General features: G+C 61.1%; 18 protein-coding genes, 1 tRNA gene and 1 other RNA gene. All 20 read right to left on the bottom strand.

The window, feature by feature from the left end; all coding sequences use genetic code 11:
- Nucleotides 1–74 precede the first annotated feature (74 nt).
- Nucleotides 75–572 (bottom strand): universal stress protein, encoded by a 498-nt coding sequence (locus MJO47_RS05575; RefSeq protein WP_253960124.1) that lies wholly within the window; start codon nt 570–572, stop codon nt 75–77.
- Nucleotides 569–2,647, bottom strand: coding sequence for a TRAP transporter permease (locus tag MJO47_RS05570; protein ID WP_253960123.1), 2,079 nt, complete (start codon nt 2,645–2,647; stop codon nt 569–571). The genes MJO47_RS05575 and MJO47_RS05570 overlap by 4 nt, the downstream gene beginning before the upstream one ends.
- A 93-nt stretch (nt 2,648–2,740) precedes the next feature.
- Nucleotides 2,741–3,709, bottom strand: a complete 969-nt coding sequence (locus tag MJO47_RS05565) for a TAXI family TRAP transporter solute-binding subunit (RefSeq protein WP_253960122.1) — start codon at nt 3,707–3,709, stop codon at nt 2,741–2,743.
- 194 nt (nt 3,710–3,903) lie between these two features.
- The gene (locus tag MJO47_RS05560; protein ID WP_253960121.1) at nt 3,904–4,932 is read right to left on the bottom strand and encodes a TIGR00730 family Rossman fold protein; all 1,029 of its coding nucleotides are present in this window, start codon (nt 4,930–4,932) and stop codon (nt 3,904–3,906) included.
- 51 nt (nt 4,933–4,983) lie between these two features.
- Nucleotides 4,984–5,532, bottom strand: coding sequence for a hypothetical protein (locus tag MJO47_RS05555; protein WP_253960120.1), 549 nt, complete (start codon nt 5,530–5,532; stop codon nt 4,984–4,986).
- 64 nt (nt 5,533–5,596) lie between these two features.
- An RNA gene (gene rnpB, locus MJO47_RS05550) (RNase P RNA component class A) lies at nt 5,597–5,979 on the bottom strand.
- A 44-nt stretch (nt 5,980–6,023) separates the two neighbouring features.
- Nucleotides 6,024–6,719 (bottom strand): zinc ribbon domain-containing protein, encoded by a 696-nt coding sequence (locus MJO47_RS05545; protein ID WP_253960119.1) that lies wholly within the window; start codon nt 6,717–6,719, stop codon nt 6,024–6,026.
- An 83-nt stretch (nt 6,720–6,802) separates the two neighbouring features.
- A complete protein-coding gene (locus tag MJO47_RS05540) occupies nt 6,803–7,927 on the bottom strand; it encodes a Nif3-like dinuclear metal center hexameric protein (protein WP_253960118.1) in 1,125 nt (374 codons plus the stop codon).
- A gap of 135 nt (nt 7,928–8,062) precedes the next feature.
- A tRNA-Ile gene (locus MJO47_RS05535) sits at nt 8,063–8,138 on the bottom strand.
- A 70-nt stretch (nt 8,139–8,208) separates the two neighbouring features.
- Nucleotides 8,209–9,966, bottom strand: a complete 1,758-nt coding sequence (gene rpoD, locus MJO47_RS05530; RefSeq protein ID WP_253960117.1) for an RNA polymerase sigma factor RpoD — start codon at nt 9,964–9,966, stop codon at nt 8,209–8,211.
- Between the two features lie 69 nt (nt 9,967–10,035).
- Complete coding sequence (gene dnaG / locus MJO47_RS05525; RefSeq protein WP_253960116.1) at nt 10,036–11,826, bottom strand: DNA primase; 1,791 nt, start codon at nt 11,824–11,826, stop codon at nt 10,036–10,038.
- Nucleotides 11,826–14,189 carry an endonuclease MutS2 gene (locus MJO47_RS05520; protein ID WP_253960115.1) on the bottom strand — a complete coding sequence of 788 codons (2,364 nt, stop codon included), beginning with the start codon at nt 14,187–14,189 and terminating at the stop codon, nt 11,826–11,828. The genes dnaG and MJO47_RS05520 overlap by 1 nt, the downstream gene beginning before the upstream one ends.
- 50 nt (nt 14,190–14,239) lie before the next feature.
- Nucleotides 14,240–14,731: a CvpA family protein gene (locus tag MJO47_RS05515; RefSeq protein WP_253960114.1), complete on the bottom strand. Its 492-nt coding sequence runs from the start codon at nt 14,729–14,731 to the stop codon at nt 14,240–14,242.
- Between the two features lie 31 nt (nt 14,732–14,762).
- Nucleotides 14,763–15,209 (bottom strand): GatB/YqeY domain-containing protein, encoded by a 447-nt coding sequence (locus tag MJO47_RS05510; protein ID WP_253960113.1) that lies wholly within the window; start codon nt 15,207–15,209, stop codon nt 14,763–14,765.
- A 177-nt stretch (nt 15,210–15,386) separates the two neighbouring features.
- Nucleotides 15,387–16,079 carry a bifunctional phosphoribosyl-AMP cyclohydrolase/phosphoribosyl-ATP diphosphatase HisIE gene (gene hisIE / locus MJO47_RS05505; protein ID WP_253960112.1) on the bottom strand — a complete coding sequence of 231 codons (693 nt, stop codon included), beginning with the start codon at nt 16,077–16,079 and terminating at the stop codon, nt 15,387–15,389.
- A 139-nt stretch (nt 16,080–16,218) separates the two neighbouring features.
- The gene (gene hisF / locus MJO47_RS05500) at nt 16,219–16,986 is read right to left on the bottom strand and encodes an imidazole glycerol phosphate synthase subunit HisF (protein WP_253960111.1); all 768 of its coding nucleotides are present in this window, start codon (nt 16,984–16,986) and stop codon (nt 16,219–16,221) included.
- A gap of 64 nt (nt 16,987–17,050) precedes the next feature.
- Complete coding sequence (gene hisA / locus MJO47_RS05495) at nt 17,051–17,782, bottom strand: 1-(5-phosphoribosyl)-5-[(5-phosphoribosylamino)methylideneamino]imidazole-4-carboxamide isomerase (protein ID WP_253960110.1); 732 nt, start codon at nt 17,780–17,782, stop codon at nt 17,051–17,053.
- A 120-nt stretch (nt 17,783–17,902) separates the two neighbouring features.
- Nucleotides 17,903–18,532 (bottom strand): imidazole glycerol phosphate synthase subunit HisH, encoded by a 630-nt coding sequence (hisH, locus tag MJO47_RS05490; protein WP_253960109.1) that lies wholly within the window; start codon nt 18,530–18,532, stop codon nt 17,903–17,905.
- Nucleotide 18,533: 1 nt separating this feature from the next.
- Nucleotides 18,534–19,124 (bottom strand): imidazoleglycerol-phosphate dehydratase HisB, encoded by a 591-nt coding sequence (gene hisB, locus MJO47_RS05485; protein WP_253960108.1) that lies wholly within the window; start codon nt 19,122–19,124, stop codon nt 18,534–18,536.
- Between the two features lie 10 nt (nt 19,125–19,134).
- Nucleotides 19,135–20,424 (bottom strand): histidinol dehydrogenase, encoded by a 1,290-nt coding sequence (gene hisD, locus MJO47_RS05480; protein WP_253960107.1) that lies wholly within the window; start codon nt 20,422–20,424, stop codon nt 19,135–19,137.
- Nucleotides 20,425–20,431: the final 7 nt, after the last annotated feature.

Raw genomic sequence — 20,431 nt, 5'->3', positions numbered from 1 at the left:
AGGAACCTGTATTTTTTGCCGGCAGAATTACATACTAGCGCCAAATTCCCTCTTGGCAAGGTACGGCGGCATTTCTAATCATGCGGGTGGTCAAGCGGTACCACCAGCACGGGTCGCCGTGACTTGCGCAGCACCTTCTCGGCCACGCTCCCCAAAAAAGTGTACTTGAGCGCCCCCTTGCCATGGCTCCCCAGTACCACCAGATCGGCCTCAATGCGGTCCGATATTTCGAGGATTAGCCCCACGGCATGGCCGTGATGAATTTCGATAGCGGCGATCCGCGCCAGGTCTTCCGGGTGGTCGGCCAGTTCCTCTTCGGCAAAGGCCTGCAGCTGCTGGCGGATCGTCTCGCTAACCTCCTGCTTGTGTTCCAGTTCGAAATCAGCCAGTTTATCCTCTCCCATGACGGTGGAAACATAGTTGAGCACCGCCGGTTCCATCTCGGGCATCACGTGCAGCAGGTGAATGCGGGCATTGTGACAGCGGGCAATACCGACCGCGTGGCGAAACGCCGTCGTCGCATTGGAGGTCAGGTCTGTCGCATAAAGGATGGTTTTGTACTGGGGAATCATAACGCCTCCTTACCCGCTGGCCGGTCATTATTGACGCGCATCTTCTGCAGAGCAAAAATTCCTCCCCACAGGGCCAGGCCCACGAGATAACTGAGGTAATGGTTGCTGATGCCGACAAAGCCGGCGAAGAAGCCGGGACGGAACATGATGAGAGCCACGCCGAGCAGCAGGATGATCTCATACCAGCGGGTCCGGACCAGAAACCAACCCTGGGTGGCCGAGGCGAAGGCAAACATGCCGACGCAGGTCATACCGAAAATGTAGAGGGAAAGACCGATGCCATCCACCCCGATCAGCAGCATGTCGGTGTTGAAGATGAACATAAAGGGGAGGATCGCTGTACGGATGTCGTACATGAACCCCTGCAGTCCCGTCGGGATGGGATCGGATTTGGCAATAGCACTGGCGGCATAGGCAGCCAGCCCGACAGGCGGCGTGTCGTCGGCCAGAATGCCGAAATAGAAGACAAAAAGATGGGCGGCGATCAAAGGTACTTCGAAACCCTGCCATTCGGCGATTGTCACCAGGGCGGGGGCCGTCAAGGAGGCCATGACGATGTAGTTGGCCGTGGTCGGCAAGCCCATGCCCAGGATGAGGCTAGCCACAGCGGTGATCAGCAGCATCAGGATGAGATTGCCCATACTCAGGGTGTCAATGATGTCGGTAATCAGACCGCCAAGTCCCATGGTCACGACGCCGACAATGATGCCGGCAGCGGCGGTGGCGACGGCCACGCTGACCATGTTGCGGGCGCCGGAGACCATCCCCCCCAGAATTTCCAGAACGCCGAGCTTGACCCCCTGCCCGAAGCTGATGCCATACTTACGACGGCCGATAGCACGCTGGAAGAGCATGATAACCATCAGCACCAGGATAGCTCGAAAGGCAGCCAGATCGGGGGAATGCCTCGGGATGATGAGCTCATAGAGGAGCATGAAGATGGGGATGAGGTAGTGCAATCCCTGACGCAGAATCTGAAAGAAGACCGGTAGTTCCTCTTTACTCAGCCCGCGCATGCCCAACTTGCCGGCCTCCAGATGGGTCAGCCAGAACAGGGCGGCGTAGGAGGCAAAGGCAGGTACCGCCGCGGCCTTGCAGACTTCGAGATAGGAGATGTTGACGTACTCGGCAATAATGAAAGCGGCTGCTCCCATAATGGGCGGCATCAGCTGGCCATTGGTCGATACGGCCACCTCGATGGCCGCCGCCTTTTTGGCCGGGTAGCCGACTTTCTTCATTAGGGGAATGGTGAAGGTGCCGGTCGTGACGACGTTGGCGATACTGGAACCGGAGACGATGCCCGTGAGGCCGCTGGCCAAAACAGCCGCCTTGGCCGGCCCCCCTTTGTAGCGGCCGAGCAGGCTCATGGCGAGATCGATGAAGAACTTGCCGGCTCCCGCTTTTTCCAGCATGGCGCCGAAGAGCACAAAAAGAAAGACGATGCGGGCTGACACGCTCAGCGGGATACCGTAGATCCCTTCGGTGGTGAGGGAAATCTGGCTGACATAGCGGGAAACGCTGACCCCTTTGAACGCGAGGAAGTCGGGCATGTACTGCCCGAAAAAGACATAGGCGGTAAAGACCGAGGCGATCACCGGCAGGGCCGGCCCGATCACGCGGCGCGCCGCCTCCAGCAGAATGATGACCAGGAAGATGCCGACTACCATGTCCCGCTGGCTGGGACGTCCTACCCGATTGGCGATACCCTCGTAATCGAGAGCGATGTAGAGCGCCGCCAGGGTGGCCAGCAGGGCGATAATAAAATCGGCGATGGGAATCTTGTGCTTTTCTCCCAGCCAACGCAACCCGGGCAGGTGGATGTCGCGGCGAAAGGTCGGATAGGACAGAAAAACGATGGCCATGGCGAAAGCCAGGTGAATGGCACGGATATAGGTGGAATCGAGCAGCAGCCAGCTCGACAGGGAGAGCTGAAAAAGGGACCAGGCCAAGGCGATGGCCGGCACCAGATAGCGGGTCCACCCCTGCAGACGGCGCAGGCCAAGCTCTTCCTCCTCCTTCATGCGCTGGGCCGCGGCCAGGCCTTCGTCACGAACGTCCTGGGGAGTTTCCGTCATAGATTCACTCGCTCATGATTAGAGATATCCATCATCCTCTCTGCGGGTATAAGCCGGCCGGAACCTGGGTTCGCCAGGCTCCGGCCGCAACGGTTACTTCACCAGACCGACTTCCTTGAAATACTTTTCGGCCCCCGGATGAAGAGGCGCCGACAGCCCCTGCAGCATATTCTCCCGGGTCAGTACGCTCAAAGCCGGATGCAGGTCGCGCAGTTCGTCGATATTCTCGAAGACTTCCTTGGTGATGGTGTAGATGATGTCTGCCGGCACATCGGCGGAGGTGCAGATGGTGGCTTTGACGCCGAAGGTGGGCACGTCCTCCTTGTTGACGACGCCGGGATAGGGCGCCACCGGAATCATCGCCGGGGCATAGTAGGGCTGGTCGGCGGTGAGCTTGGCCACCAGGGCCTCATCAACGGGCACGAAGTTGACCTTGCGGGCGCCGGCGACGGCCTCCTTGATCGAGCCGTTGGGGTGGCCGACCGTGTAGAAGAAGGCGTCGATGCGGCCATCCTGCAGCATGCTGGCCGCTTCGGACGGCTTGATCCCTTCGGCCTTGAGATCCTTGTCCACATCGATGCCGGCCGCCTGGAAGAAGTCCATGGCATTGACACGCTGGCCGGTGCCCGGCGCGCCGATATTGACGATTTTGCCTTTGAGGTCGGCCACAGAGCGGATGTTCTTGTCATCCGCAGCCAGAATGGTCACCGCCTCGGGATGGATGGCGAACATGGCCCGCAATTTTTCCTGGGGCTTGCCTTCCCACTCCCCCTTGCCATTGTAGGCCTGCCACTGCAGGTCCGACTGGACGACTCCCATCTCGATATCACCGTTCATCAGGGCGTTGACGTTGAAAACCGAACCGCCGGTAGATTCGACGGTCATGCGCAGATTGTATTCTTTGCGTTTCTTGTTGATCAACTTGCTGATGGCGCCCCCCGTAGGGTAGTAGACTCCGGTGACTCCACCGGTGCCGATGGTGACATACTGGATGGCCAGGGCATCGCCCCCGGCGAAGACCAGCAGCGCCAGGGCAAGAATCCACACGGACAGCTTTTTCATACCGATTTTCCTCCTTGATGGGTTTTAGACATGCGTCAGGACAAAGAAGGGCCTCGCGCCGATCGCCTCCATTCCTCGTGACGGGCGACCTCAACGCGTCGGAAAACTTTTTCAGTATAACGGATGAACGGATTTTGGCAAAAGAAGAGCCCCAAAGGCGATAGGAACGCCTCTGGGGCCGGGGAACGGAAGGATCAGAAGGAATTGATACGGCGGATGAAGGCTTTGAGCAGACCGAAGCTACGCCGGTTGAATTCGAAGGCCAGACGCGGCAGACCGAGGAGATCCGGCTCGTCCTTTTCCTCCGGAAAAGCCTCGGTCAAGCGCAGAGAGCTGCCGGGTTCGATGATCTCGCTGAACTCGCTCTGCAGCGTGGCGACCTGCTCTTCGCTGAGGGCCTTGTTCAGGCGAATAATCAGGGTCTCCTTGACGAAGCGACTGGAATGGTAGACCCGGTAGAATTCGTCAATGACCTGCACCGCTTCTTCGACGTCCCGGGTGATAGTGAACAGACTGAAATCTTCGCCGGAAATCAGGCCGCGTTTGAGCAGAATTTTTTTTATGAACTGAAACCAGTGCTCCCAGTAATCCCCATTATCGTCATCGATGAGCACCAGGGGAATGGGAGGGTTCTTGCCCGTCTGCACCAGGGTCAGGGTCTCCATGGCCTCGTCGAGGGTGCCAAAACCGCCGGGGAAGAGGGCCACCGCCTGCGCTTCCTTCAGGAAAGCCACCTTGCGGTTGAAAAAATATTTGTAGGTGATGACATTTTTGCTGTTCTCCATCACCGGGTTGGTGTCCTGCTCGAAAGGAAGGCGAATATTGACGGCGAAGGAGTTATCCGCTCCGGCGCCTTCATTGCCGGCCTGCATGATGCCGCCCCCGCCGCCGGTGATGACCATGTAGCCGAGCTCGGCCAGACGCCGGGAGAATTCGACGCACTTCTGATAGATGGGCTCGCTGGGCTCGGTGCGGGCCGAGCCGAAGATGGTCACCTTCTTGCGCTGGCGATAGGGCCCAAAGACCTTGTTGGTATAGCGCATCTCCTTCATGGTGGTGCGCATGAGTTTGAGGTCGGCCAGGTAATCGGTCTCCTGACCGGCCATTAGAGAGCTGAGAATCATCTCGCGAACCAGCCCCGGGTGATGCACGTCGACCCGGCGGAGCAAATCGTCGATCATCTCGTCCACCTCGCCGTTGGAGCGGCTGAAATGCAAATCCATAGGTATCCCTCCTCGGCCCGATAAGGCCTGAAAAATAATCGCCCGAACCGGCTAGGCGGACTTGCGGGCCAGAAAAGCCTGGCCGGCCAAACGCTCCTGCCGGATGAACAGGCCGCTTAACCCGGCGCCGGCGTAGCGCGCGTCGAATTCAGTATAGAGCTGGCGCAGGCGCCTTTCAATGTCGTAAAACTCTTCCCGCTCCGCGGGCGTCATGCGGTTCTCGACCCGTTCGCAATTGAAGGTGACACAATTGAAGGGGCGAAAGCTCGCCGGCAGCAGGCAGCCGGACAGGCCCAAAAAGGGGCAGGGCGCTGTAAAATCAGGCCGGGGGATCGGCACTCCTGCCTGCAGAAGCCCCAGCAGGTTGACCAGGGTCAGGTGATTTTTGCCACAGTCACAGCAGGCCCCCAGGCAATCAGCGCAGCAGTTATCCCCGCCGGCTTTGAGAAAAAGAGTCTGGAGCTGCTCCTGCAGAAGCCCGATGCTTCGCAGACGGTGATCCATCCAGTCCCGTTCCTGGGGGGACAACTGCAGAAATTCTACCCCCACGGTGTCGACAATGCGGGACCAGCGGTAAAAAATCTCGGGGCAAGAGGTCATCGGCATCCTGAAAACGGCAAACGGCACGGCCGGAAAAAGGGCGTGCCGTTTGCGCAAAAAAGTTGGCTGGAGAAGGCCGTAAGCCGGGTTCTGTTCCTCGCCGCGGTTCCCCGCGACGGGGTGATGATCATTCCTCTAGGGCTGCCGTTGCCGACAGCCTCAAGCAACCGAACCCGGGAGCTTCGGACGGGCCGCCCTCAAACGCTCCCCTATTTGGTCTTGCTCCGGATGGGGTTTACCGAGCTTCCGACGTCACCGCCGGAACTGGTGAGCTCTTACCTCACCCTTTCACCCTTACCCGTCTGCGCCGAAACGCGAACGGGCGGTCTCCTCTCTGTGGCACTTTCCCTGGGGTCGCCCCCGGTCCCCGTTAGGGACCATCCTGCCCTGCGGAGCCCGGACTTTCCTCCCGCCCCCGAAGGGGCCAGCGATCATCTGTCCTTCTCCAGCCGTGTGCCATTATCGATGTCTTTGCCCGAAAAGACAAGAGGTCAGCGGGGCATGACGTACAGGAGGCGATTGCAGTGGGGACAGCTCTGGATCTCGTTGGCCGTGAACAGGTTGTTGAAAAGCTGCGGCGGCAGATGCATGTTGCAGCCAAGGCAGGTCTCGTTGCGGGCCTCGACGACGGCGATACCGCCCCGCCGCTCAAGCAGCATCTGATAGCGCTTGCGCACAGTGGTGGAGAGTTCCTTGAGCAAGGCCTCCCGCTGCCCTCCTTTTTCTTCGAGGGTACTGTCGAACTCGGCCATGGCGGCATCGATTTCGGCGTTGCGGGCGCTGGCTTTCTCCTGCAAGGCACCCAGTTCGTCGGCCTTTTCCTCGCGATCCTTGGCGAGCACGTCAATCTCGGCGTCCTTGCGCTGAATGCTGTCGAGAAGTTCCTTGTTCATCTTCTTGGCGGTATCGACCTCCTTGAGGACAGCCACATACTCCTTCTGGGTCTTGATGGCCGGCAGGCGACTCTCCGCCTTCTGCACGTTGTCCTGTTCCTGGGCGAGGGCCTGCTGCAGGGCAGCCCGCTCCCCCTTGAGGGCGTCGATATCGCCGTCGAGTTTGTCCACCATGGCCTGGATGCGGGCCAGGTCCTCGCCAAGAGCCTGCTGCTCGTTTTCGAGCGTCTGACGCTTATGGCGAATACCGATGAGTTCCTGATCCAGTCCCTGCAGATCTCTGAGCTTTTCCATCTTTTCTTGCACCTTCCTTACCTCCCGGTTGAAACTTTCAGGTTGTTGCTTGACGGCGAAACGGTTGAAACAGGAAAGGGGAGTCAGACCGCGGTAAACGGATCCCCCTCCCCTTCCATTTCTATGAATTCGATTTGCAGTTTTCTCTTGGTCGCTTCCTCTTTGAGCACCCTCGCCAGGTTCGGCACCATAAGCCGTTCGGTGGCGAAGTGGCCGGCGTCAATGAGGGCTAAATTCTGACTTTCGGCCTGGCGCGCCTCATGATACTTCACATCACCCGTTACCAGCACATCTGCCCCCTGGCGCTTGGCCTCGTTAAGCAGGGAAGCCCCGCTGCCACCACACACCGCGACCTTGGCAACACGGTGATCCGCGCCACCGACGATGCGCAGGGACGAGAGTCGGAGAGCCTGTTTGACGCGCGCGGCGAAGTCCGCGAGGGGGGTCGGTTCAGACAGGCGCCCAAGGCGGCCCAGGCCGATATCCGACGGGCTGTTGAGCAGCGGGATAAGATCATAGGCCACCTCTTCGTAGGGATGAGCTTTGATCATCTTGCTGACCGCTTTGTCCACCGCCTCCCGTGGCAGAATGACTTCCAGCCGCAGCTCGTCGACCCGCTCGGTCTCGCCGATGGCGCCGATGAAAGGCTGGGCGTCGGGCCCCGGACGAAAACTCCCCTGCCCGGCACTGCGGAAAGAGACGCGGTCATAACGACCGACCTGCCCGGCCCCGGCCGCAAAGAGAGCCTCCGCGACCACCTCTTCGTGGCCACGGGGCACAAAAACCACCAGCTTGACCAGGTTGCCGCCCAAAGCCAGGGGAACCACCTGCGTCAACTGCAGGGCCTGGGCAAGCCAGTCGTTGAGGCCGTCACGCCCCCGGTCGAGGTTGGTATGCGCACTGAAGACGGAGATGCCGTCACGGATGGCCTGATAGAGGATGCGGCCCGTTTCGTCGGTGGGCTGGATATTTTTAAGGGGGCGAAAGATGAGCGGATGGTGGGAGATGATGGCCTGGGCTCCCGCCGAGCGGGCGGCGGTCAGGGCCCTTTCCGTGGGATCCAGGCAGATCAGGGCGGTCTTCACCGCGGCCGCCGGATCCCCGACCTGCAGCCCGACGTTATCCCAGTCCTCGGCCAAGGCCGCAGGGTAGAGGGCATGGATCAGGCCGACGAGATCCTGTATGCGAACGATCTGTTCTTTCTTCATGCTCCGCTTGTTACGTTTGAATACCAAAAAAAAGAGTGCAACTCTGGGTCTGGTTGCACTCCTGGGAACTTATGGTTTTGCTTTTTCTGTCTGTTGTATATGCAATATGAGCGTTCGTCTCATGCGCTTCCTTGTTGGTGGGCCCACCAGGATTCGAACCTGGGACCAACCGGTTATGAGCCGGTGGCTCTACCAACTGAGCTATAGGCCCGTTGCATTGAACAAGCGCCTAGTTTATGGCCTGGACTCATGTGTGTCAAGGCCATTTTCCTTTTTTTCACCTAGAACTCCACAAAACTCTTCAGGCGCTTGGAGCGGCTGGGATGACGGAGCTTGCGCAGAGCCTTGGCTTCGATCTGCCGGATACGCTCGCGGGTCACGGCGAAATCCTGGCCGACTTCCTCCAGGGTATGGTCCGATTTTTCGCCGATGCCGAAGCGCATGCGCAGGACTTTCTCTTCACGCGGAGTCAGGGTGGAAAGAACCCGGGAGGTCTGGTCGGAAAGGTTCCCCTTGATGACCGCTTCGAGAGGGGAGACAACCCCCTTGTCCTCGATGAAATCCCCCAGGGAGGAGTCTTCCTCCTCGCCGATGGGAGTCTCCAGGGAGATGGGCTCCTTGGCGATCTTCAGGACGCGGCGAACTTTTTCCAGGGGCAGGTCCATACGCTCGGCGATCTCTTCCGGCGTCGGCTCGCGTCCCATCTCCTGGACAAGCTGACGGCTGGTACGGATCAGCTTGTTGATGGTCTCGATCATATGCACCGGAATGCGGATGGTGCGCGCCTGATCAGCAATGGCCCGGGTGATGGCCTGCCGGATCCACCAGGTGGCGTACGTGGAGAATTTATAGCCGCGCTGGTATTCGAACTTGTCCACCGCCTTCATGAGGCCGATATTTCCCTCCTGGATGAGGTCGAGGAACTGCAGGCCGCGGTTGGTGTACTTCTTGGCGATAGAGACGACCAGACGCAGGTTGGCTTCCACCAGCTCCGTCTTGGCGGCCTTGGCCCGCCATTCCCCCTTCTGCAGCTCTTTCAGGGACTCCAGCAGCTCTTCCGGCGCAAAGCCGGACTCTTCCTGCACCCGTTTGAACTTGCGCTGGGCGCTCTTGAGGCGCTTTTCCACCACCAGCAGGCTGTCGATGGGGGTTTTGAGTTCTTCGGAGACCTTGAGAGCATCTTCGTCGCTCTTGCGCATGCGGCGCAGCAGCCGCTTGATATCCTTGTGGGGGAGCTTCAGCTCCTCTTCGCAGGCCCTGACCTCGATCATTCCCTTTTTAACCTGCTCCGCCAGGTCCTTGAGGGTGTCGACAATCTTGGCCACCTGGAAATCTTTGAGGCGGATCTGACGCATCAGCTCGGAAATCTGGGTCTTGAGTTCCTTGGTCTGTTTCTCCAGCGCCTTTTTCTCTTCCTTGGTGACTTCCCCGGCGAGACGTTCGCGGGCCTCCATGAACTGGGTGTCAAGCTCGCGGATCTGGTCGACCAGGGCGAGGATGCGCAGGCGATGCTTTTCTTCCTCTTCGCTCCCCTCTTCTTCCTCGTAGTCCTTGGTGATCTCGGCGACGCTGATCTGCCCCTTGGCCAGGCGGTCGCCCAAGCCGATGATCTCCTTGAAGGCGATGGGAGTCTTCATGATGACACTGGTCACCAGGGCTTCCCCTTCTTCGATGCGCTTGGCGATCTCGACCTCCCCTTCGCGGGTCAACAGCGAGACCTGCCCCATTTCACGCAGGTACATGCGGACAGGGTCGCTGGTACGGCCAAGGACGCCGGCCTCGAACTCGGACTCCTCTTCCTCCTCGTCATCGCCGCCCTCCTCGTCCATGCCCCGCTCGTCGGAAAGGGATACCTTTTTGTCGGAATCGACCACGGCGATATCCATCTCCCCGAACATGCTCATGACATCTTCAAGCTGATCGGACGAAATGAGATCGGCTGGAAGGGAATCGTTCACCTCGTCATAGGTGAGAAAGCCCTTTTCCTTGCCCAGATCGATCAGATTCTGAACTTCTTCCATTGCGGTTTTTTTCGCCATTGAACCTCTTCTCCTCTTGCCCCTGCCTGACGGGGCCTGGTGGATTTATTTCTATTATCGAAACATTTTTTATTTCAGTTGACGGTTCACCTGCATGAGCTCTGCCTGCAGCCTGGCCATCTCCAGCAGATCTCCGCTACTTTCAGCTCTCTGGATGAGCTGATGAAGCTCCTGTTTGCGCCGCCGGAGCCTCTCCTTGGCCACGGCCTGGCGACAATCGACAAAAATAGCTTCCGCCTCCTCGGCAAAAGCGGCGGCATCTTCGCGTAAAACCCCCTGCACAATATCTTGCTGAACGCCATCGACAGCCAGGGATAACAGACTTTCGGCCGACGCGGTTTCCTGGGAGGGCAGGGTCAGAATTTTTTCGGCAAGTTCCTTTATATTCGCATCTAAAAAGAGATTTTCAACTCCCTCCTCTTTTACACGTTCCTGGGCCCGCGGTTCACGCACCAACAGGTAGAGAAGCATCATCTGGGCCCGCAGACCGGCGGCCGGCGCCGAAGGCGGCGAGGCAGTCGTCCGTTTGGGCCGTGTTTCCTGCCGAGGCGACGGCGCTGCCGGCCGGCGTCCCGACACCTTCGTCTGCAACAGGCTCTCGTCCAAGCCAACCTTTTGCGCCACCATCCGGATATAGAGACTGCGCTCGATGTCATCCGTCAGGGCCCGCAGCTTGGCGGCGATTTCCTCCACCGCCTTCGCCTGCCCTTCGACGCTGCCCCCGTGCCGGGCCAGGGCGTCATCGATGAAGACTTCCAGGACCGGACGGGCGGCCTGCAATCGGCTCCGAAAGGACTCTGCCCCTTTTCCCGCCAGAAAGGAGTCGGGGTCATCCCCCTCATCCAGGGCAATAACGGCGGCGGGCAGTCCGGCCGCCTGCAGCACATCCATGGCCTTGAAGGTGGCCCGCCGGCCGGCCTCATCCTGATCGAAAAGGAGCAGGGCCTTTTTGGCGTAACGCTTGAGCAGCCGGGCATGCTCTTCTGTCAGGGCAGTGCCGCAGGTCGCCACCGCCTGCGGAAAACCGGCGCGGTGCAGGGCCAACTGATCGAAGTAGCCCTCGACCACGATCGCTTCGCCGCTGCGCCGCATCTCTTCCCGGCCCTGGTAGAGACCATAGAGAATACGCGCCTTATGGTAGATCGGCGATTCGGGCGAATTCAGATACTTGGGCAGTTCATCCCCGAGCACCCTCCCCCCGAAGGCCTGCACCTGCCCATGCAGGTCGAGAATGGGAAAGATGAGCCGCCCGCGGAAGAGGTCATAATCCCCCCGCCCCTGCTGACCGGGCCGCGTCAGGCCAAGGGTCTGAATATCCTTGGGGTCAAAACCCTTTTCCGCCAGGGCGCGGGTCAACCCGTCCCAGCGGTCCAGCGCGTAGCCGAGACGAAACTCACGCGCGATCTCGTGCCCGTATCCTCTCTTCTTGAGATACTCCCGGGCCGCCCTGGCCTCCTCGGACCGCATGAGGTTGGCGTGAAAGAAGTCGCAGGCGGCCTCGTTAATGCGGTAGTAGAGGATCTGCTGCCGCCGGCGCTGCTTTTCTTCCGGCGACAGGTTCTCCCGTTCGAGCTGGACCCCCACCCGCTCACCCAGGCGCCGCACGGCCTCGACAAAGGAGAGCCCCTCCATGCGCATGAGGAAAGAGAAGACGTTGCCGGATACGCCGCACCCGAAGCAGTGAAAAGTCTGCCGCGCCGCATTGACGTTGAAGGACGGCGACTTCTCGCTGTGAAAGGGGCAGAGGCCAAAGTTGTTGGGTCCCGCCGCTTTCAGCGGCAGATAGGAGGAGACGACCTCCACAATGTCATTGCGGTCGCGGATCTCCTGAATCTTGTCTTCCGGTATGCGACCGTGCATCAGCGTCTCAACTCGACAAGGGTCACATTATCGCCGCCCTGGGCCAAGTCGCCGCCGCGAAAGGCCTGCACGCCGCGATGCCCGGCGAGAAAATCCCGCACGACCCGGCGCAAGATGCCAGTGCCGCTGCCATGGACGATCTCCACCTCGCGTACGCCCTGCAGCAAGGCGTCATCGACAAAGCGATCCAGGGCAATAAGGGCTTCCTCGGCCCGCTGACCCACCAGCAGCAGCCGGGCAGAAAAGCGATCGCGCTCCACCCGGCTTTGAATCTTGCTCTTTTTGGCCTGCTTTTCCTCAAAACGGCGCGGACTGAACGCTTCCAGCTGTGCCAGAGGCAGGCGGAGCTTCTTCCCCTGCACGCTCAGTTCCGCCTCCCCCTCCAGGGCTCGGACCACCAAACCTTCGGTCGCCAGCGCCGGGATACGCAGCATTTCGCCGACCTCCACCTGTTTAGGGGCAGCGCCGGCAGCCGGTGGCGGAGCCGCCTGGCCCAGGTCCTCTTTAACCTCGCGCAGCTGGCGGTTCAACTCGGCCTGGGCGCGGGCATCCACCCCGGCGCCACGGGCCTCTTTCAGAATCGCCCTGAGCTGGCGCTCGGCCTCTTTGGCTTTCTGCTCCGCCCGCCGCGTGGTCTTTTCGATGATACCCCGCTTTTGCGCTTCCAGTTCGGCCAGCAGGCGGCGGCGTTTCTCCCGGTCCTGCTCGGCGGCGGCCCGCAGGGACCCGAGCTCCGCCCGCTCCTGCTCCAGGTTATGGCTGAGCCGATTGAGAGCTTCCAGCTGCTGCTCCCCTTCGCGCTCTTTGGCGCCGAGATAGGATTCGGCGCGCTGCAGTACGTCCTCGGGCAGGCCAAGACAGCGCGCGATGGTAAAAGCGCTGCTCGCCCCCGGCATGCCGTAGTGCAGCCGGTAGGTTGGCCGCAGGGTCTGGCGGTCGAACTCCACCGAGGCGTTTTCCACATCGGGCCGCTGCCAGGCGTAGTGCTTGACGACATTGAGATGCGTGGTCACCAGAACCCGGGTTCCCCGCTGGCGCAGGGTGTCCAGCACGGCCAGCGCCAGGGCGCCACCTTCCGCCGGGTCCGTCCCCGTGCCGGCCTCGTCAAGGAGCACCAGCGAATCGTCATCGGCCTGCTCCAGCAGGCGCCGGACCCGCTGCAAGTGCCCGGAGAAGGTGGAGAGGTCTGACTCTATGCTCTGTTCATCACCAATGTCGGCAAAGACATGGCGGAACAGGTAAACCTGGCTGTCAGGGTGACAGGGCACATGCAGGCCCGACTTCACCATCAGCAGCAGCAGTCCGGCGGTCTTAAGAGCCACCGTCTTGCCGCCGGTATTCGGTCCACTGATAATCAGGGCGCTACGCTGGCGACCCAGCCGCACATCGACAGGGACGGCCCCCTTTTCCCGCCGACTGCCATCGGCATGAAATAGCAGGAGAGGATGCCGCGCCTGCCGCAGCTCCAGCACGGGCGTTTCCGCCAGTTCGGGGGCAACGCCTTCCATGAGCAGCGACAACCGGGCCGCTGCCGTCCTGCCATCGAGATGCGCGAGTATCCGCTGATTTTCCCGCAGAACATCGGCGTGCCGCCGCACGGCATCGGCCAGACGACGCAGAATCCGCTCTTCCTCGCGTTTTTCTTCCCGTTGCAGGGTCTGCAGTTCGTTGTTCGCCTCCAGCACCGAGGTCGGTTCGATGAACAGGGTCTGTCCGCTGGCCGATTCGTCGTGAACGAAGCCCTTGACCCGCCCGCGATGATCCGCCTTGACCGGCAGCACATAGCGCCCATGACGCTCGGTGATGAGCTGGTCCTGAAAGACGCCAGCGAGCCGGTCCGAGGTGAGCAGACCCTCCAGCGCCCGCTTGATGCGGGTCCGCACCTGCAGCATATCCTGACGCAGGGTGCCCAGCTCGAAGGAGGCGCTGCCGAGGATCTCGCCCCGCAGGCCGATGCTGCGACGCAACTCCTCATAGAGGTCCCGGCAGCCTTGCAGATCCGCGGCCAGAACCGCAAGCCGCAGCCCTTTTTCCCCGTCGGCGAAATATCCCCGGCAGGCGACGGTGGCCTCGAGGGTGGAGCGAATATCCAGCAGGACTTCCGGCAGCAGCCAGGTCCCTTCGGTGCGCAGCTGGTTCAGACAGGGCTGCAGGTCGCGACAACCGCCCAGAGGAGGGCGCCCCCGCTCATCGAGCAGCCCGACCATCTCACTGACTTCCTCCAGGGCCGTGCGAACCACGCCGGCCTCATCGAGAGGCTGCAGCGCTTCGAGCAGTCGCCGGCCCGGTACGGTGAGGGACTGCGCGGCCAGCAGCTGCCTGACTTTGTCATATTCCAGCACCCGCAGGGTTTCTTCAGTCATCACCAATCTTCTTCGTCACCGCGTACCACCTTTACTTCAGGGGTAGACTTTCAGGAGCGGGACGAATAAAAATCCCGACTCTCCTCAAAAACAACCTGCCCCAGCCGGACGAAGGGAGGTGCCAGCTGGGAGTCCTTGAGCATGGGGCCGAGGGTGGCGGGCAGCGGCCCGATACTCAGGGCGAACAGACCGATGGCCAGCAAGACTCCTCCTTGCATGAGACCGAAAAAACCGCCGGCGACCCGGTTCACCCCGCCCAGGAAGACGAGCTTGACGAAGCGGGAGAGCAGGTAACCCAGCAACGCGAAAAAGAGCAGGCAGACCACAAACAGGACGACGTAAGCGATGCCGACAGCCAGCTTGAGCGGAAACCGGAAGGACTCCACCAGCAGCTCGGCCAGGGGCGCATGGAAATAGAGGGCGAACAGGGCACCGGCGACCAGGCCGAGCAGGGAGCACAGTTCCTTCAACAGTCCGCGCAGCAGGCCCTTGAGGGTAAACCCGGCCAGGATAACCAGAATGGCGATGTCGACAATGTTCATTCTATGACTCCGCCGGCCCGTCGACTCCGGCTCAGGCCGAAAGGCGCGCCTTGACCAGCTCGCTGACAACCTTGCCGTCGGCGCGCCCGGTCGTTTTCGCCGCCACCACTTTCATGACCTTGCCCATGTCCTTCATGGAGGCCGCGCCCACCTCGGTCACCGCTTCCTCGATCAGCGCCTTGAGCTCGTCGTCGCTAAGCTGGGAAGGGAGAAACTCCATGACCACGGCGAGTTCCTGCTCTTCCTTCTCGGCCAGTTCGGGTCGGCCGTTCTCGCGGTAGACCTGGGCCGATTCGCGCCGCTGCTTTACCACCGTCGACAGCACGGTGATCACCCCCTGATCGTCGAGTTCCTTGCGCTCGTCGATCTCGCGGTTTTTGATGGCGGTGCGGATCATGCGGATGGTATTGAGGCGCAGACTGTCCTTGGCCCTCATGGCGTCCTTCATGGCGGTGTTCAATTGTTCCTGCAGACTCATGGCATCAGTTCCTTTTTAAGTTCGAATCGGCCCCGCGCCCGCTCCTTGCCGTCGCGAGAGAGCGCAAAGGACGCGGAAGAAAGACCATCGAAAAGAATTGGTATTAATATGGGACTAAACTCTGTGTTCTCCGCGAGCTCAAGGGAGCGAAGCGAACGGGCGCGAGATGCTTTCAGCTTATTTGTCCCGGCTTTCCTTCTCTTCGATGCCGCTCAGCCCGAAGCGACGCCGCAGTTCCTGATAGATCCTCTCCGGCGGCAGGTCGTAGTAGCCCAGCAGAATCAGGGTGTGAAAAAAGAGATCGGCCACTTCGTAAACGACTTCGTCCCGGTCGCCGCCCTTGCCGGCCACGGCGGTTTCGGTGGCTTCTTCGCCGATCTTGCCGAGAATCTTATCGAGCCCCTTGGCAAAGAGCGAGGCGACGTAGGACTTCTCCGATGGATTCTGTCGACGCTCCTGAATCACGTGATAAACCGCGTCGAGAATGTCCTGCCTGGCATAGAGGGCGGTGGCATCCACCTCTTTCTCCCCGTCGGTGCGCACCTCGCCCTCCGCGAAGATACGGTGGAAGCAGGAGTGATGGCCGGTATGACAGGCCGCCCCTTCCTGTTCGACGGTGATCAGCAGGCAGTCGGCGTCACAGTCGAAGCGGATCTCCCGCACCGTCTGCACATGCCCGGAGCTCTCGCCTTTCATCCACAACTTCTGCCGCGAACGGGAATAGTAGTGAACCTTGCTGGTCTTGACAGTAAGGTCCACCGCTTCGGCATTCATGTAAGCCAGCATGAGCACCTCGCCGGTCGCCGCGTCGCGGGTGATGGCGGGGAGCAGGCCGTGGGCGTCAAATTTCAGCTGAGATGAAAGGGACATGTTTCCAATCCTTAAAATCGGCCTCGCGCCCGTTCGCTGCGCTCCCTTGAGCACGCAGAGGCCACGGAGAAAAGCATTCCCGCTCTGTGTGCCCTGCGAGCTCTAGCGACGGCAAGGAGCGGGCGAGAGATGATTTGGGTTACAAACGCACGGGCACCCCGTGTTCGCGCAGATACTCCTTGCATTCGGCGATGGTGTACTCGCGAAAGTGGAAGATGCTCGCCGCCAGAGCGGCGCTGGCGCCCCCTTCGACGAGCCCCTCGCGGATATGTTCGAGAGTGCCGACGCCGCCGGAGGCGATGACCGGGATGCTCACGCGGTCGCTGATGGTCCGGGTCAGGGGGATATCATAGCCGTCCTTGGTACCATCCTTGTCCATGGAGGTCAGCAGAATCTCCCCGGCGCCATAGGCTTGCATGCGGGCCGCCCACTCCACGGCGTCGATCCCCGTGCCGTGACGGCCGCCGTGGGTAAAGACTTCCCATTTCATGCCCTCGGCGCTGTCGACACGGCGGGCATCGATGGCCACCACGATACACTGGGAGCCAAACCGTTCGGCGGCTTCCCGTACAAATTCGGGCCGGTGCACCGCCGCCGTGTTGATGGACACCTTGTCGGCGCCGGCGTTGAGCAGGTTGCGGATATCGGCGATCTCGCGCACGCCGCCGCCCACGGTCAAGGGCATGAAAACCCGCTCGGCGGTGCGGGCCACCACGTCGAGGATGATATTGCGCTTGTCGCTGGAGGCGGTGATATCGAGAAAGGTCAGCTCGTCGGCCCCCTGCGCATCGTAGGCTTCGGCCGCCTCCACCGGGTCACCGGCATCGCGCAGCTCCAGAAATTGCACCCCTTTGACGACGCGGCCGTCCTTGACGTCCAGGCAGGGAATGATGCGTTTGCTCAGCATAGCGGATCCATTTCATCCAAGATAAGTACGATTCCGGCCCTTTACAAGGGCAGCGGCGTTCTTTTTAAGCGCGACCGCGGGTCAGCGCCACGGCCTGCCGCAGGTCGAGAGCGCCGGTATAGATGGCCTTGCCGGTGATGACGCCCGTCACCCCCGAGGCTTCGATCGCCATGAGGTTCTCGATATCCTGCAGCCGGGACACCCCGCCGGAGGCGATCACCGGGATGGAGATCGATTCAGCCAGCTGCCGGGTGGCCTCGATGTTGGGCCCCTGCATCATGCCGTCGCGAGCGATGTCGGTGTAGATGATGGCTGCCACCCCGAAATCCTCCATCTCGCGGGCGAGATCGCTGGCCCGCTTTTCGGTGATATCGGCCCAGCCCCGAACGGCCACGAGGCCGTCTTTGGCGTCGATCCCCACCACGATTTTGCCGGGAAAAGAGCGGCAGGCTTCGCCGACCAGGGCCGGATTTTCCTTGGCCACCGTCCCCAGAATCACGCGGTCGATACCGAGGTCGATGTAGGCTTCAATAGTGGCCATGTCCCGAATGCCACCCCCCAGCTCGGTGGGAATGCTTACCGCCTCGACAATGGCCCGAATGGCGTCGCGGTTGCGAGGCACGCCGGCAAAAGCGCCGTCGAGATCGACGAGATGCAGCAACTCTCCCCCCTGCTCCTGCCAGATGAGAGCCTGAGCGGCCGGATCGTCGCTGTAGACGGTATCCTTGTCCATGAGGCCCTGTTCGAGACGAACACAGCGGCCTTCCTTCAAATCGATAGCGGGTATGACGAGCATGCAAATATCCTTTTACAATCTGTTAAAAGCGCCCAAAGGAATGAGAAAAGAAAAGTCCTGGTCTTTCTCTGTGTCCTCCGCGAGCTCTAGCGACTGCGAGGAGCGGGCGCGAGGCCGATCTTACATCTCCCCGAAATTCTGCAGAATCTGCAGCCCCACCTGCTGGCTCTTCTCCGGGTGGAACTGGGTGGCCATGACGTTGTCCTTCCTGAGGGCGGCACAGAAGGTCACGTCCCCGTAGGTCGACTCTGCCGTCACCACGGCGGTGTCGTCGGGGACGCCATAGTAGGAGTGGACGAAGTAGACGTAACTCCCCGCTTCGATCCCCTTGAACAGAGGTGCTTCGCGGGTGAAGGACAGGCTGTTCCAGCCCATGTGGGGCACCTTGAGTTCTTCTCCCCCTTCCCGCATGCCGGCGGGAAAGCGCACCACCTTCCCCGGGATGATTCCGAGCCCCTGATGACGACCGAATTCCTCGCTTTCGCTGAAGAGGAGCTGCAGGCCAACGCAGATGCCGAGCATCGGCTTGCCGGCGGCGACATGCGCCAGCAGCGGCTCGACAAAGCCTCCTTCCTGCAGGTTGGTCATGCAATCGCGAAAGGCACCCACTCCCGGCAGCACCACCTTGTCGGCGCGGGCGATGTCGGCGGGGTCGGCGCTCACCTTAGCGGCGAACCCAACCTTTTCGAACCCCTTCTGGGCCGAACGCAGATTGCCCATGCCGTAATCGATAATGACGAGCTGGCTCATGTTACTCGAGCTTCCCCTTGGTCGAGAGGACCCCTTCGATGCGGGGGTCCAGTTGGGTGGCTTCATCGACAGCCCGGCCAAAGGCCTTGAAGATCGCCTCGATGATGTGATGCAGATTGTCGCCATAGGCCAGGTTGATATGGACGTTGGCACCGGCGTGATTGCAGAAGGCGACGAAAAATTCCTCCACCAGTTCGGTCTCGAAGTTGCCGATCTGGGCCTTGGGCATGTCCACATTGAACACAAGGAAAGGGCGTCCGGAGAAATCAATGATGACCGAAGCGAGGGCCTCATGCATGGGCATGGTGCCGCGCCCGAAGCGGCGGACGCCCGCCTTGTCGCCAAGGGCCTTTTTAAAAGCCTCACCCAGGCAGATGCCGAGATCCTCCACCGTGTGGTGGGCATCGATCTCGATATCCCCTTGGGCCGCCACGCGCAGGTCAAAAAAGCCGTGGCGGGCAAACAGGGTCAGCATGTGGTCGAGAAAGGGGACGGGGGTGGCGATCTGACTCTGCCCCTTCCCATCGATTTCCAGGCTCAGCTGAATCTGCGTTTCCTTGGTCTGGCGGTCGATACTGGCTGGTCGAGACATGGGTAACTCCCTATGACTTCAGACGGATGGAGACCGAACGGGCGTGGGCCTGCAGCCCTTCAAGTTCGGCGATATGAACGATTTCCTGACCCAGGCGCTGCAACCCCTGCCGGGAGAAGGCCACCAGGCTCGACTTCTTGACGAAATCGTCCACCCCCAGGGGAGAAAAGAAGCGGGCGGTCCCGCCGGTGGGCAGGGTGTGGTTGGGACCGGCCAGGTAATCGCCGGCGGCCTCGGGGGTGTGATGGCCGAGAAAGATCGCCCCGGCATGACGGATGCGAGGGAGAATCTCGAAGGGATTGTCGACGGCCAACTCCAGATGCTCCGGGGCGATGCGGTTGCTGAAATCGATGGCTTCCTGCAGGGTCTCCGCCAGGATGATGGCCCCGAAGTCGTCGATGGACCGGCGGGCGATGGACTCGCGGGAGAGCTGGCGCAATTGGGCTTCCACCTCATCGCGCACACGGCCGGCAAAAGCGTCATCCGTGGTGATGAGGATGGAGGAGGCCAGTTCGTCGTGTTCAGCCTGGGAGAGGAGATCGGCGGCGATATGGGCCGGGTCGCCCGAACCGTCGTTGATGACCAGAATCTCGCTGGGCCCGGCGATCATGTCGATATCGACTCGTCCGAAAACCTGACGCTTGGCCGTGGCCACATAGATGTTGCCCGGCCCGGTGATCTTGTCGACGCGGGGAACCGTTTCGGTCCCGTAGGCCAGGGCCGCCACGGCCTGGGCGCCGCCGACCTTGAAGATGCGATCGACGCCGGCCAGCTTGGCCGCCGCCAGCACATGGGGGTTTACCTCCCCGCCCGGCATAGGCACGACCATGATGACCTCAGCCACGCCGGCCACCTTGGCGGGCACGGCATTCATCAGCACCGAGGATGGATACGCCGCCTTGCCGCCGGGAACGTAAATCCCCACCCGGTCCAGAGGCCGCACCATCTGTCCGAGGAGGACGTCCTCCTCTTCGGTGGAGAGCCAGGTCTCCGTCTTCTGCTTGCGGTGGAAAGCGGCGATGCGCTCCGTCGCCAGCTGCAGCGCCCGCAGGGACTCGGCGCTGACGGACGCCATGGCCGCCTCGATCTCTTCCGGGCTCACCTCCAGGGTGGCCGCGCTCAACTCCAGACGGTCAAAGCGGGACGTGTAGTCGAACAGCGCCTTATCCCCACGCTGACGGACATCGGCAATGATGTCGGCCACGACCTTTTCGACATCCGCCTGGGTCGACTCGCCCCGGTCAAGAATGGCTTGGAAGGATGCCTTGAAATCGGCATCGCTGAATCGCAACATCTGCATGCTTAAC

Origin of the sequence: Desulfuromonas sp. KJ2020 (assembly GCF_024197615.1) — a bacterium.
GTDB lineage: Bacteria > Desulfobacterota > Desulfuromonadia > Desulfuromonadales > SZUA-540 > SZUA-540.
Note: the sequence above shows the minus strand (reverse complement) of the source record. Positions and strands in the feature narration are given on the sequence as shown.

Excerpts from the sequence above, each read along its gene's own strand:
- MJO47_RS05575 (WP_253960124.1), bottom strand. The coding sequence starts at position 572 with ATGATTCCCCAGTACAAAACCATCCTTTATGCGACAGACCTGACCTCC.
- MJO47_RS05570 (WP_253960123.1), bottom strand. The coding sequence starts at position 2,647 with ATGACGGAAACTCCCCAGGACGTTCGTGACGAAGGCCTGGCCGCGGCC.
- MJO47_RS05565 (WP_253960122.1), bottom strand. The coding sequence starts at position 3,709 with ATGAAAAAGCTGTCCGTGTGGATTCTTGCCCTGGCGCTGCTGGTCTTC.
- MJO47_RS05560 (WP_253960121.1), bottom strand. The coding sequence starts at position 4,932 with ATGGATTTGCATTTCAGCCGCTCCAACGGCGAGGTGGACGAGATGATC.
- MJO47_RS05555 (WP_253960120.1), bottom strand. The coding sequence starts at position 5,532 with ATGACCTCTTGCCCCGAGATTTTTTACCGCTGGTCCCGCATTGTCGAC.
- MJO47_RS05545 (WP_253960119.1), bottom strand. The coding sequence starts at position 6,719 with ATGGAAAAGCTCAGAGATCTGCAGGGACTGGATCAGGAACTCATCGGT.
- MJO47_RS05540 (WP_253960118.1), bottom strand. The coding sequence starts at position 7,927 with ATGAAGAAAGAACAGATCGTTCGCATACAGGATCTCGTCGGCCTGATC.
- rpoD (WP_253960117.1), bottom strand. The coding sequence starts at position 9,966 with ATGGCGAAAAAAACCGCAATGGAAGAAGTTCAGAATCTGATCGATCTG.
- dnaG (WP_253960116.1), bottom strand. The coding sequence starts at position 11,826 with ATGCACGGTCGCATACCGGAAGACAAGATTCAGGAGATCCGCGACCGC.
- MJO47_RS05520 (WP_253960115.1), bottom strand. The coding sequence starts at position 14,189 with ATGACTGAAGAAACCCTGCGGGTGCTGGAATATGACAAAGTCAGGCAG.
- MJO47_RS05515 (WP_253960114.1), bottom strand. The coding sequence starts at position 14,731 with ATGAACATTGTCGACATCGCCATTCTGGTTATCCTGGCCGGGTTTACC.
- MJO47_RS05510 (WP_253960113.1), bottom strand. The coding sequence starts at position 15,209 with ATGAGTCTGCAGGAACAATTGAACACCGCCATGAAGGACGCCATGAGG.
- hisIE (WP_253960112.1), bottom strand. The coding sequence starts at position 16,079 with ATGTCCCTTTCATCTCAGCTGAAATTTGACGCCCACGGCCTGCTCCCC.
- hisF (WP_253960111.1), bottom strand. The coding sequence starts at position 16,986 with ATGCTGAGCAAACGCATCATTCCCTGCCTGGACGTCAAGGACGGCCGC.
- hisA (WP_253960110.1), bottom strand. The coding sequence starts at position 17,782 with ATGCTCGTCATACCCGCTATCGATTTGAAGGAAGGCCGCTGTGTTCGT.
- hisH (WP_253960109.1), bottom strand. The coding sequence starts at position 18,532 with ATGAGCCAGCTCGTCATTATCGATTACGGCATGGGCAATCTGCGTTCG.
- hisB (WP_253960108.1), bottom strand. The coding sequence starts at position 19,124 with ATGTCTCGACCAGCCAGTATCGACCGCCAGACCAAGGAAACGCAGATT.
- hisD (WP_253960107.1), bottom strand. The coding sequence starts at position 20,424 with ATGCAGATGTTGCGATTCAGCGATGCCGATTTCAAGGCATCCTTCCAA.